Consider the following 12749-nt stretch of genomic DNA (forward strand, 5'->3'; position numbering starts at 1 on the left):
GGAAGACTGGAGTTTAGACTAAGCACGAAGAAAATACCCAGCAGGGCTGAGTTAATGTCAGACAAAGTGGAAATAGAAAAATTTTAGATATTAAGCAGATTCTGGTTGTTGTTTACGGAATTTAGTTGTAGTTTTTTTTGACTACAGGATAGCGAATTCTACGTTGTCGCGGTTGTCCGGTCTTCCAGCCTGGGGACTTTCCGCGAGGTTTCGGTGAACAGGTAGTAGTAGCAATTACCGCTAAAATGCTGCCCATTGACTGGGCAACCTTCCAGGGGTCAAATTGTCTAATAACTTTTGCCCTTGGTATTGGGTTATCCGCAACGATATCACGAGCCAACCACAATTCCCAAGTCATTAAAGGCATTAGGTCACTCCAAGGCTCACATTGCTTAGGAGTACTGAGTTTAGGCAGTGTCTAGTGTCGCCGTTGCTTCAAAAATAGCTGCATCAATTTTTGTTGCTGTGGTCTGCTATCTTGTAATGCTTCGTAGATGCTTGACCACTTCCGTCTAAATACTGGTGATAAGGATAAATCTGCTAAGGAATAAACATTGTGGGTCAGCAATATGGCATCTATTAATTCAAAGGTCGCGTCTTTGGCGAAACCTAATATAGTGTTTCCTATACTGGTGAAGATATACCTTATTAGATATAGGAGCGGTATATAATTCTAAGTCCAGTTAATTACTTATTATTTAAAACTTCTTGCGTCTTTGCGTCAGTCTTTATTAATAAATATTTATCCAAACTTGATGTAACTCCTAAAATAATTTTTTGGAAACTTTATTTCTTCGCCAGTCCCTTAAGCTCTTTTGTCAATTCTCTTGGTTTAAAATATTCGTGAGAACGATATCGATAACTACTAGATTCATTTTTATCAATGACTCCATTGACTACTAAACCTAGAACGTTGTAATTGGATCTCTCTAATATCTCTTGAGCAGCATTAGCACTGTTGGAATCAATTACTCCGGGTCGTGCTACTAACAAAATACCATCAGTCATTTGGCTTAAGGTCAAAGCGTCGGCCGCCAAAAGTAGTGGAGGAGCATCAATAATTACAAAGTCATATTTATACTGAGATGAGAAATTCTCAATGAGTGATGACATCCGTTTTGAGTCAAGCAAAGCAAGTGGGTTGAGAGGTCTAACTCCAGCAGTTAAAACATCAAGGTTGTCCATTACTTTAGATACGGCAATGTCAAATTCAGCCTGACCTACAAGAACTTCACTCAAACCAACTTCATTGGTTAGTTGCCAGAGATGATGCTGAGAAGGAACTCGCATATCTGCATCAATTAGTAAAACTTGACGTCCTAGTTGAGCGATCGCTGCTGCCAAATTAGCTGAAACTGTAGACTTGCCTTCTTTAGGAACTGCGCTAGTAATCACAATGGTTTTGAGCAAATTATCTGAACTTAAGAATTTCAGATTTGCTTGAATCATCCGGTACATTTCGCTCGTTAAAGAGTGGGGAGTATCCCTGACAGCAACTATTTGAGATATTGATTCTGCATTTGAATAACGGGAACGAAGCTTTTTAACAGACAATGGAACAATTCCTAGCAAAGTATATCCAAATACATCTCTAATTTCTTTAAGTGTTTTTAGAGATCTATCTCTCATCGCGAGAAAAAGTACAGTTGTGGTAGCAAAAAACAAACCGAACATGACTCCTAACACCAAAACAATTATTTTTTTGGTTAATGTAGGATCTTCGGGAACTAAAGCCTGAGCAATAATCCGGGAACTAGGTGTATTTGTATTTTCAACTAACTGTAGCTCTTGAACCTTTTTCAATAAAGTTTGATACGTTGATTCTGCAACTTCAACTTTCCGTTCCAACTCTCGCTGATTTTGTGCTAGCTGGGGTATGAGTTTTACCCGCTGTTCGTAGCTGGCACGAGAATTATATAGAGAGGAGAGTCTTTGAGTTAAGCCAAAACGTTGTATTTCTGATTGCAAAAAGTTTTGTATCAGGCTTTGTCTGAGTTCTCCAATCTGCAATAGGCTTTGGGGAACTTGTGTTTGATTGCCAATAGTCTGACCAACTTGCTGTTGCAAGAGAGATTTTAAATTAGCTTTTTTTGCTTCTAGGTTAATAATTATAGGATTGTCATCTAGAAAACGGCTGCGCTCAACCGCTAACTGCCGATCAGTCTCTTGGAGTTGTGTAAGAATTCCCTGTACTGCTGGTGACTGACTAAGGGCACTCACAGCGATCGCTTCCTGAGAATTTAGCTCTACTTTCTGCCGCAGTTCATTGGTTTGGGCATTTACCTCATCCAGTTGAGCCTTGACAGTATTCATCTCATTGTCTAGATTTCCAATAGTCGCAACAGCTGACCTTGTCTCCTCTGATAAATCTGCAATCTGATGCTTTTGTTTAAATATACGTAGCGCTACTTCTGCATTATTGACAGCAGCTTGAGTTGTAGGAAGTTGCTTGGCCATAAACTGACGAGTTGCTCCTGCCTCAGAGCGATTTGTCAGGATATCATTTTCTAAATAAAACCTCATAATTGTGTTGACTACTGCGGCTGCTTCTTCTGGATCGTGACTTTTATAAGCAATACGCAATACATCTGTGCCACCAACAATTTTTAGGTTTAGGAGTTTTAGTAGTTCTTTTACCTTCAGAGGTTCACCATCGTTGTCTTTAAGTTGTAGTTTGTCTATTGTCCGTTGCAATAAAGCTGGGGAAGAAATAACTTCTATCTGACTGCTTATGGGATTTTGAGTTGCTACCAATGGTTTCAAATCTCCTGAGTCTCCTCCTTCAGAGGTGCTAGGGGAAAGATTATTGCCTGCTACTTTAAAACTGGGAACTCTGAATAACAGTTTTCCTTCTGCTTCATAGTCTGGCTTCAGAAATTTTGTAGATATGGCACTTAGAATAACTGTTGCCACAAATATACTGAAAGCTGGTAGCCACCACCGTTTCAATATCAACAAGTAACGATTAAGGTCTAAATCAATAGATTCTCTAGATTCCATAGATTTTTCTGACATAAATCTTCCAAAGTACAGGTCTTAAGCAAGAAACTAAAAATTGACTTAGAATAGCCACAAACCAGTGCAATTGACAATACTGATTATGTATAATTTTACAATATAAAATATAGTATAGACTAATACGGTTCAGTTAAGGCTTAACTCTTTATCAAAACCATTTTTTTAACGAACCGCCAAAGACGCAAAGACACAGAAGCAAGAAATACTTAACTGAACTGTCTTGTAGTATAGAGTATTTAAGTTAAAATTTAGTCCCCATTTGGTACAAATGTGTAATGGTGGTCTGTGTACCTTTATTCAGCAAAAAATTTGTTAATTTTGGGATTTAAGTAAGTTAACTACGTCTCATAAATCAACCCTTTAGTAACAGGACGTTCAATTAAAAGTTTTTTGCATTAGCCATCAACTATTAATATTCAAATTTATCTCTGAATTATCAAAGGCTTGATTTTTTTACTTGGAAAGTATACGGCTATATTCCTTGTCAGATCAACTATCTTAACCTGAGTTCGGGATAAGCTGAAACCTTGATTTGGTCGTTAGTTTTGACAGTGTGAAACCCTTATTCTTTCGTCCAACCGATTAAACTTGAGTCCTTAACCCGAACAGACGTTATCTTAGCCAAAGTCAAAATTTCAAAATCAAGTAAAAAACTCGACTTTAGTCAGTTTGTAATTTTTGGTCATAAACATCTACTTATTATTCAATCCAGTTACTTAGTATAGTAATTCTGAAAGTTCAAGTAGCTACCTACTTTGCCAAACTTTATCGTAAGCATCTAACAGTTTTGGAGCTTGATATTGCCATTCAAGAATCTCCTCCATTCTGCGTCGCCCCTCGGCTCCGAGTTTTTCTCTACGTTCAGGAAAATCTAGAAGTTCCAGAATTTTCTCAGCAAATTCCACCTCATCGTTAGGCTTGGCATAAAGAGATGCTTCTTGTGCTGAACGTCTTCCCTCTCGCAAATCAAACTGGACAATTGCTTTTCCCATTGCCATATATTCAAGGATTTTATTCATGGTGCAGTTTTCGTTATAAGCAGATGTTGGAGAAGGCTCTACACACACATCACAACTGGAAAGCCGCTCTAAGAGTTCTTCACCTTGCTTAAACCCTGTAAATTCTACAAACTCATTCACTTCTAACTGTTTAGATAAGTCCTTGAGCTTTTCTGCCATAGGTCCACTTCCAATTAGCATAAAGTGAATATCAGAGCGATTTTTTTTGTGGACAATGTAATATACCATTCTGAGGAGATAATCAATACCCTCTGGTTCTCCCATGACACCCATGTAACCTATCAAGTAGTTTCTACCTCTACGGTAATTGGGGTTTGGAGGCATTCGGCGAAAGCGCGAAAGATCCGGCGCACTACGAACTATAAATACTTTCTCTGGTTTCTTATGCCCACGGTTAAGAGCTACTTCTCGGTGTGACTCGTTCGTTGAAATTACCATATCTGCTGTGGCATATGTCAAGCGTTCAGCCCAGCGTAATCCATGATAAAAAATATCGCGCCGCCGATACTTAGCTTCATACATTTCCGGACTGAGGTCATGATGATCGAAGATAATAGATATACCATGAAATAATTTAAACCATGCTGCTACCAAGAAAAGTAAATCAGGCGGATTACAAATATGTATGACATCAAAACCACGCTCTCGCCATACCCTTTGAGCTAGACGGAATTGCCAGTTAATCGCCCAACTGTACTCTCGAAGATAGCCAATGACAGAACTTTCTTCCGGTGGTAGAGGATGACGGTAAATGTGAATCTGCTCAATAATTTCGTAATCTTTTTCAAAGCCATTACCTGTAGGTGAAATTACACTAACTTCATACCCAGCTTTTTGCAAAGTAGTTGCTTCCATCCATACGCGTCTATCAAAGGGAACTGGGAGATTTTCAACGATAATTAGTACTTTCTTCGGTGATACCATAATAATTTCAATTTTTAATTAGTTTAGTAAGTAATTATTCACTCACTCAGAACAATGGTCGAAACCCTGAATTTATGGGTGATAGGCAGGAAAAATGTGAAAGGTTACTTTAGTAAAACACTCACTTGTTAAATCTAAAATATACCTTATTTATGGAACCTATATTCATACTTTGCGAAACTGGGTTGAACAATAAATATGCATGTCTACATCATAATAGCTATCAGTTTTGCTGTTACTAGCTGGTTACAATTATATTGATTAATCATCTTCTTTTTACTTCATCTTTATATTTTGACTGAGAGAGATGCCGCCACATAGAGTATCCAGGTCAAACTATTTGATTCCACCAAGTTAGACTCAGTGAGGCTAGATAAGAGTATAAATGTCATGTGTATAAGTGGCCAAATATCAAATGCTGTTTTACTACTACGCACCCAAGCAAATCCTTGCAGATAACTGCGCCAAAATCCTAAAAAGAATACTCCTAACCCTAAAAGACCTAAATCTAGGCAAAGAGCCATATAACCATTGTGAGGGTGGGTTGGCGTCCATCCAGCTGCAAGCCAAATATAAGCAGATTCACCATTCCATCCTTGCCAGAATCCACCATAACCATAACCAAGCCAAGGATGTTTCCAAATCCTATCAATTACTAATGGCCACAACTCTGTTCGACCAGTCAGTGTCGCATCTTTCCCAATTGCACTGAATAGGATATCAGCATCGTTAGACAACCAAAAATATAAACCTTGGCTGATAGTAGCTATCATTATTAAAGTTGGTACCATGAACTGGTATGGCCAGCGCCAAATTTGAAAAGCAAAAAATGCCAATATTAAAATTAATAGATTAATTAGAGATGAACCTGAAGACGCAAGCAGTAAAAGTAGTACTGACAAGCAAAACCCACCCCAAAAAAGCCAATTACGTCTTTTATGTTGATAACCAAGGATCAAAAAAGTCATACTACTCGTTACCATTCTTGCTCCTAGACCGTTTTTGTGCGTGAATACTCCACGCCACTTTGGGCTGCCCAAATCATGCTGTATTCCGTATTGAGGCAAGGCAATAGCAAAAACGCAACTAAGTATTATAATAATTGCAAAGTTCCAAGCAAGTAAATGTAACTGCTGTTTTAAGCTATATCGCGAAGCAAAATATAATCCAAATAAACTAGAATTAATGAGGGCAAAACTATTTTTTAATGTTGTTGATGGTTCAAAAGACCAAATAATAGAAACAGCTGACAATAAAATTAAAGAATAAAGCCAAAAGTCTTTACTAAGGAAATAAAAAGTTTTCTTCCAACGCAAAACTAGTAGTACTAAGGTAATTGTGTAGATTAAAGAATAAATAATCCGAATCAAAGAGCTATCATATTCTACTAAATCCTGTTGTCCTGCTCCTCCTGATAGGACAACAACGAAAATTGCCCCTGAATACATCAATAAGCTCACAATTGTGAATACCTGTTCAGCAAAAAATAGTATTTTCCTCATAATAAGTTAACTAATATTTATCTTGCATATTCATTTTTTTATAATAGATTTGAGCTGTTTGAGCGGCAATATTTGACCAATTTAGATCTTCCTGACAACGAGCTAATGCAGCAGTTTGCATACGTTGTTGCAAGTCGCGATCACTTAACAAATAAATAATGGCATCAGCTAAAGATTGGACATCACAAGGTGGAACTAATAACCCATCTTTTTTATGCTGAATTATCTCACTTAATCCCCCTACTTCAGAGGCTACAACCAGTGTTCCCATCCCATAAGATAAAGCTGCCACACCACTTTGAGACGCTTCTATGTATGGTAGAACTGTTACCGTACTGCGTTGAAATAGATTACTTACTTCTTCAAGGGGGATAAAATCATTGATAATTTCGTAGCACTTCTCATCATAACCATTAGGGAAATATTGTTTTATGTTTTCTCCCCGTCCAGCAATAATTAGCTTGACTTCAGGTATATGTTCAGCAATTAAAGGCATAGCCTGAAGTAAATATTTCAATCCTTTGTAGGGCCAGATGCGTCCAAAAAATAGCAATGTATTTGGCTCACGATTCTGACTATTCTGATTACTCCGACGCTGATACAAATTACCAAGTTCCCCATGTGGTAAAACATTGACTCGCTCTTGAGGTATATGAAATTGTTCAGTTAGAATCTTTTTTAATTGATGAGTATGGACAATCAATTGTTGGGAACGATAGAAGGCAATACGCCTGGTATACTCTGAACCAAATACAGCCATGCTATCTCCTGGGTGACGAAATACGTCGTGGATGGTTGTCACCAGTGGCGGCATCTTGTTGAGTAACAAAGTCCAATCATACCAAGGATCGTTAGTTTCTTGCACATGCAAAACATCCGGCTGTATGTCTTTGATAATACGCATCATTGCGTACATAGACAATAGGTTGCGTGGGTCGCGAATCCGTGGTTTTTTAAAGCTAATCACGCGGATACTGGGATCAAGAACATTCCTACAGACATCTGAGACTTTTTCCGGGTGAATTAGTGTTAATTCAACATGTTTAACCAGACTGTTTGCTAATTCAATAGTGTAATCTTCAAAGCAAAAATGTAATAATGCAACTTTAATCATAATTAAAATTATACCCTCAGTTTAATTATTTATTTCATACACCAGATTTTCATAAGTTAATGATAAAAATTTATTGAAAAACTACTACTATCTTAACAATTTGAACCATAAAAAACGAAACCCTCCAAAGGCACGAATACCGAAATAAATCCCAAATAAAGCATAGGCACAAGTTGCAATAATTAGAGTTAATATAAAGTCTAAACCAAGTTTGTATAATAATATTAATACAGGTAGCATTAAAATAGTTATTATTAATGGTCGGCGCATAATTCGCCATAAATTTAATGAAAATAGGCGAGTATAGGTAAAATAAATATATTGACTAAAACCAGAAATAGTCATTAATAATACCATTAAAGCTGCACCTATTAACTGATAGTGCGAAACTAATAGCACACCTCCCAAGCTCCCTAGTGTAGTGGTAATAACTACTTCACGTAGGTTCACTATCTCAAAACCATTGGCTACAAGTAAATAAGTCAGTGAGCGTGTAAATGGCAAAAAAACGAGTGATGCAGCGCTTATAATGAGGGCTATATTTGCTTCAGCAAAGCTAGCGTTATAGAGAAAAACTAGTAAATCTTTGCCAAACAATAAGATTCCAATATATAAGGGCAATGCTATGATTAGTAGAATTTCGATAATATTTTCAGCTATCTGCCTCTGCTTGTCCCGTCCTTGCTCTACTGCCTTTGAAAGTCTTGGAAATATTGCTAAACCTATACTATTAGCAATAATCATAAAGGGTTGCAATAATTGTGTTATTCCGCCAAATAAACCTACTAAAAACTCATTGCCTAACAATGAAAGTATCAATATTTGAATTCTGCCACTAACTACAGCTATTGCTTCAATAGCAAAAAATGTCCGCGCACTTTTGATTGTATTAAAGACAAAAATCCTATCAATCTGCCATTCTATTTTTACTAACCGAGTGATAAAAATCCATTCAATTATCAAAATTAGTGTTTCTGAAAAAACTAGAATTACTCCCAAATATTCAATTCCATATTTTAATTGCATTGCCCAAATCATTATTATTAGGCGTAAAATATAAACTGGCACTGTCGCGATCGCAATCAGATGCATCTTTTCTTTAGCTTGAAAAATTGCCTCTGTGATATTAGAAAGCGCAAAGGGAATGATCGTTAAGCCCATTATGTAACAAACAATTGAGGTTTTGGAACTATAGGGAAGTAAAAATACTACAATCACCAATGCCGCATAACTGAAAAAACTAAATATTAACTGTAGGCAAGTACCACTCATTAAATAGACTGGTGTTTTTTGTGGCTCACGAGCTAGTTCTCTAGTAAACAATGTTTTTAGTCCTTGTGAAGCAATGCCCACAAAGATAAAATAGTAGCTATATGCTAGTAAATACTGCCCTAAAGCTTCAGCTCCTAGACTACGAGCAATCGAAGCGGTTAATACAAAGGCTGTAATACTTTGTGTTAACCGATTGAGTATCATTGAAAAGGAATTACTTATGAACTTGTACTTTTCTACCATTCTTATAATTCTTAATTCAGCTTAATTCTTTCATTTTGAGTTACCATGATTTTTTTTCGGATATATCCTTATAGATATAGATTTTTCTAAAGTTTCCTCAAACAAAACAAGTAACTAATTACTCAGTCAAGTAGAAAAATCTAAATTTAATTAATTTGCTATAAATTAAACTGAACACTGCAATGAATTGATTGATGCAAAAAGTAAATTTTATAATCATAGCTCTACTGCTATGGATTGTTGCTGTTAGTAAGCACCGTCTTTTTTCAAAACCACCATAACTGTTTTAAGGAGAATTTCAAAGTCTAACCCAAGAGACCAATTTTCGATATAGCTAATATCGAGATGAATTACTTGTTCAAAATCTAAAATATCTGAGCGGCCTGAGACTTGCCAAAGACCTGTAATACCAGGTAAAATTTCATGTCGAATAAAATGATGTTCAGAAAACTTTTCAACATCTCTGGTTGGTAAAGGGCGAGGTCCTACTATACTCATTTCTCCAAGGATAACGTTAAAAAGTTGAGGTAATTCGTCTAAACTATAACGACGGAGAAATTTCCCAACACGGGTAATGCGAGGATCATCCTTAATTTTAAATATAATTCCATCTTTCGTTTCATTTAAAGCTTCTAATTCTTTCTGTAATTTTTCCGCATCAGATCTCATCGTTCTGAATTTCCATACTTTAAACTGTTTACCATGTAAACCTATACGCGTTTGTCTGTAAAATACTGTGCCTGGAGAGTCAAGTTTTATGGCTATAGCTATAGCTATATAAATGGGAAATGATAACATTACAAATAAAGTCGCAAAGCAAAAATCACAACTACGCTTTATCCAAAAATCTTTACCTGTAATTATCGGACAATCCAAACTTAGACAAGGCATTCCCCCTATTTTATTGAACTGTACGTTTTTATAAATTGGTTTTAATTCCATCGGTAAAATATGTACTTGTATCCCAGATGCTTGAAATAACCAGCACAAAAACATTCTATTTTTTAGCGCATCCCAAGATATAAAAACTTCTGTCACTCCTAGTTGATTAAGCTGAGTTAAAGTTTGCTGACGCTTATATCTGTCTAATGAATTAGCATTCGCCGTTCCAGATACAATGTAATGCTTTTCTTTTTTTAAAAAACTCGCAATCTGCTCGTGATCTTGAGGGTCACAAATAATAAAAACAGAAGAACGAACTATTTTTTTCTGTTTGCGTAGATATTCAAGAGTAATATTTACAGCGTATCTACCAGTACAAACAAAAAGTATACTTAGCAACCAAGGTAATAATATTAATTGTGGACGCGTAATATCAACAATTGGTTTATACAAAGAACTAACTAAAAGGATTAATCCATGAGCAAAAGTTAGCGATTTGATAATATTGAAATAATCATAGCGTTTTTGACCCTCTCGATAAATACCTTCGACAGCCAGCGATCCTATTTGAATCCCAATAGCTGTTAAAATCGGTAAATAATTACTCGGTATATACCAAGTAAAGTTTCCAGAAGTAGATTGATATACTGCTAAAACCCAAGCTAGAAATAAAAGAGTACAGTCTACTAAGAATAATGTTATTAATCTCAACCACCACGAACCCTTACGTACTGTGACAAATGTCGATGCACGTAAATCCAAAGGTACTTCACTGAATTTATTTGTTGTAATGCTTTGATTACTCATAGTTAGTAATAGTTAGGAACACTTGGTATAAGGAAAATTTGATTGATGGGAGATTAATATACAATCCAATTTGGATATCTCATATTTTTATTTACAAAGAAACCTGGATTTTCTAGTCTAGTCTCAACCATTTTCTTCGAAGTAACTTGAAGTTTTTCATCAAAAGCATCCTCTAACGTCGGTTTGAGTGCCGTTACTTATCGATCATATCTAGGTTTCATTACAGCCTAGAATCAATCACATTTTAGCCTAGAAAACTTAATCGCAAAAAAAAGGATTTGTTGGTGAATTTAGATTAGTAGTTAAATAAAACTCCTGATGTTAATAATCAAGTAAGTAAGCAAAATAAAATAATATTATAATTTTTGAGTTGACTACATACATTAACTGAATTAATTATGATAGATATTGCAGATATCTTGGAGAGCTTCGCTTCTTTGAGGTATAGAATAATTGATATTCCCTCAGAGATTACTCTAGCATATTCATGTATGATTAATTCAGATTTGCTTATAAACTTATCTTAAATGTATATGTTTTTTTTACGCATAATTACTGACTTAATAAAATCTACACACAACTTATAACAAAATGCATCAAAAATTTGATATTCGTAACAAAACTTTACAATAGTGAATATTTGTGGTTAAACTTGAATCAGTTTCATGAACATTTCTAAATGAAATCTCAAAAGGGCGGTAACCTTAACGATGAGACTGTAGTTTGGACTAGAAGGCTAATGTTACACAAATGAAACTTGAAACCCAACTAGGTAAGTTTCATAAAGTTTACCTAAATTCTTCAAAAAAATAATATTACGACTTTACATGAATTTTATATAATTAGAGATAAAATAAAGATTTTGTAAAAAATCTTTTTCATTCAGTAGATTTTACTTAGATAAGATAATGTACTTTTATAATTACGTGTAAGTGTTTGTATTTATTGGCTAAAACAGAAATTTGATCTTTTGGATTCAATTGTAATTAAGAGTTTCATTTCAATCAATAAAACATAGGGTGATAAGTATGGTGACTAGCAAATTAGATATAATAAATCGATTGGGCAGGTTTTTAAATAATAAAAAGTGGCGTTTGCTGACAAATTTGCGTCTCAACAATTTAAAAGTCAATAAAATTTTACGCTCCACAAATGATTCAGAAATAGGAAAAACACAGACAGAAATAAATAATTTATCTTTTTCTGAAAAAGATTATAGGGATTTTGTAAATTCAGATGTACTGAGTAAGTATAATCAGCTTGATTACATCCATTCCAAGCCACTTGAATATCTGACGACAATGACTCTGTTAGATTTAAAAGAAGGTGATGAAATACTAGATGCTGCTGGTGGTGAAAAAGCTGAATATATAAAGGCTTTAATGGCAGTTTCAGACTTCAAATTGACTGCTTACTGTCAAGACTCTTTATTAGACGGAAAAGTCACAGATGGAATTAAGTACATTGGTGGTTCTATTGATGCGATCCCTCTCCCAGATGAATCTTTAGATGGAATTAGTTGCCATCACTCTTTTGAGCATTTTCGAGATGATTTGGATATTAAGTTTATTAAAGAGGCAGTACGTTTATTGAAAGTGGGCAAGAAACTTGTCATTGCGCCCTTATTTTTAACTAACGAATATGCAGAAATCTGGAATAATAAACGGATTCAGAAGTCCAATCTTGACAAAGCAATCACAATTTTTGACAATACTGCAAGCTTTGCTGGATGGGGTGCATATGAAGGCTTTGCTAGAACTTACAGTCCTGCTGCATTTAAAACAAGAATTATTGATAATTTACCGAGCAATTGCCATGCAAAGATCTACAAAGTTATTGTAGATGGAAAACCTGTGCCAGATCTCCAAAAAAATTATCATCAACCTCTGCTCAATGCTGAAATGAAGGCACTGGTAATAGTCAAAAACTAAAGAGCAAGCAACTTTTTAGTTTGGTAAGTGTTATAGC

9 protein-coding genes are annotated in these 12749 nt (G+C 35.4%); 1 reads left to right on the top strand and 8 read right to left on the bottom strand.

Going from position 1 to position 12749, the window contains the following annotated elements:
• Window positions 1-121 precede the first annotated feature (121 nt).
• The 8 genes from V7K89_RS03400 to V7K89_RS03435 all read right to left on the bottom strand — a co-directional run bounded on the left by V7K89_RS03400 (window position 122) and on the right by V7K89_RS03435 (window position 10781).
• The gene (locus V7K89_RS03400; protein ID WP_335184331.1) at window positions 122-367 is read right to left on the bottom strand and encodes a hypothetical protein; all 246 of its coding nucleotides are present in this window, start codon (window positions 365-367) and stop codon (window positions 122-124) included.
• 51 nt (window positions 368-418) lie between these two features.
• Entirely contained in the window at window positions 419-568 is a 150-nt protein-coding gene (locus tag V7K89_RS03405; protein WP_335184332.1) for a hypothetical protein, read from the bottom strand.
• A gap of 218 nt (window positions 569-786) precedes the next feature.
• Window positions 787-3015 carry a GumC family protein gene (locus V7K89_RS03410; RefSeq protein ID WP_335184333.1) on the bottom strand — a complete coding sequence of 743 codons (2229 nt, stop codon included), beginning with the start codon at window positions 3013-3015 and terminating at the stop codon, window positions 787-789.
• A 749-nt stretch (window positions 3016-3764) separates the two neighbouring features.
• Window positions 3765-4961: a glycosyltransferase family 4 protein gene (locus V7K89_RS03415; protein WP_335184334.1), complete on the bottom strand. Its 1197-nt coding sequence runs from the start codon at window positions 4959-4961 to the stop codon at window positions 3765-3767.
• A 287-nt stretch (window positions 4962-5248) separates the two neighbouring features.
• Window positions 5249-6277: an O-antigen ligase family protein gene (locus tag V7K89_RS03420; RefSeq protein ID WP_335184337.1), complete on the bottom strand. Its 1029-nt coding sequence runs from the start codon at window positions 6275-6277 to the stop codon at window positions 5249-5251.
• 196 nt (window positions 6278-6473) lie between these two features.
• Window positions 6474-7577, bottom strand: coding sequence for a glycosyltransferase family 4 protein (locus tag V7K89_RS03425; protein ID WP_335184339.1), 1104 nt, complete (start codon window positions 7575-7577; stop codon window positions 6474-6476).
• A gap of 87 nt (window positions 7578-7664) precedes the next feature.
• Window positions 7665-9092, bottom strand: coding sequence for an oligosaccharide flippase family protein (locus V7K89_RS03430; protein ID WP_335184342.1), 1428 nt, complete (start codon window positions 9090-9092; stop codon window positions 7665-7667).
• 246 nt (window positions 9093-9338) lie between these two features.
• Entirely contained in the window at window positions 9339-10781 is a 1443-nt protein-coding gene (locus V7K89_RS03435; protein ID WP_335184343.1) for a sugar transferase, read from the bottom strand.
• 1028 nt (window positions 10782-11809) lie between these two features.
• Here V7K89_RS03435 and V7K89_RS03440 point away from each other — a divergent pair.
• Window positions 11810-12712, top strand: a complete 903-nt coding sequence (locus V7K89_RS03440; RefSeq protein ID WP_335184345.1) for a methyltransferase domain-containing protein — start codon at window positions 11810-11812, stop codon at window positions 12710-12712.
• Window positions 12713-12749 lie beyond the last annotated feature (37 nt).

Origin of the sequence: Nostoc sp. (assembly GCF_036917515.1) — a bacterium.
Taxonomy (GTDB): domain Bacteria; phylum Cyanobacteriota; class Cyanobacteriia; order Cyanobacteriales; family Nostocaceae; genus Nostoc.

Excerpts from the sequence above, each read along its gene's own strand:
- V7K89_RS03440 (WP_335184345.1), top strand. The coding sequence starts at position 11,810 with ATGGTGACTAGCAAATTAGATATAATAAATCGATTGGGCAGGTTTTTA.
- V7K89_RS03430 (WP_335184342.1), bottom strand. The coding sequence starts at position 9,092 with ATGGTAGAAAAGTACAAGTTCATAAGTAATTCCTTTTCAATGATACTC.
- V7K89_RS03410 (WP_335184333.1), bottom strand. The coding sequence starts at position 3,015 with ATGTCAGAAAAATCTATGGAATCTAGAGAATCTATTGATTTAGACCTT.
- V7K89_RS03415 (WP_335184334.1), bottom strand. The coding sequence starts at position 4,961 with ATGGTATCACCGAAGAAAGTACTAATTATCGTTGAAAATCTCCCAGTT.
- V7K89_RS03435 (WP_335184343.1), bottom strand. The coding sequence starts at position 10,781 with ATGAGTAATCAAAGCATTACAACAAATAAATTCAGTGAAGTACCTTTG.
- V7K89_RS03400 (WP_335184331.1), bottom strand. The coding sequence starts at position 367 with ATGCCTTTAATGACTTGGGAATTGTGGTTGGCTCGTGATATCGTTGCG.
- V7K89_RS03425 (WP_335184339.1), bottom strand. The coding sequence starts at position 7,577 with ATGATTAAAGTTGCATTATTACATTTTTGCTTTGAAGATTACACTATT.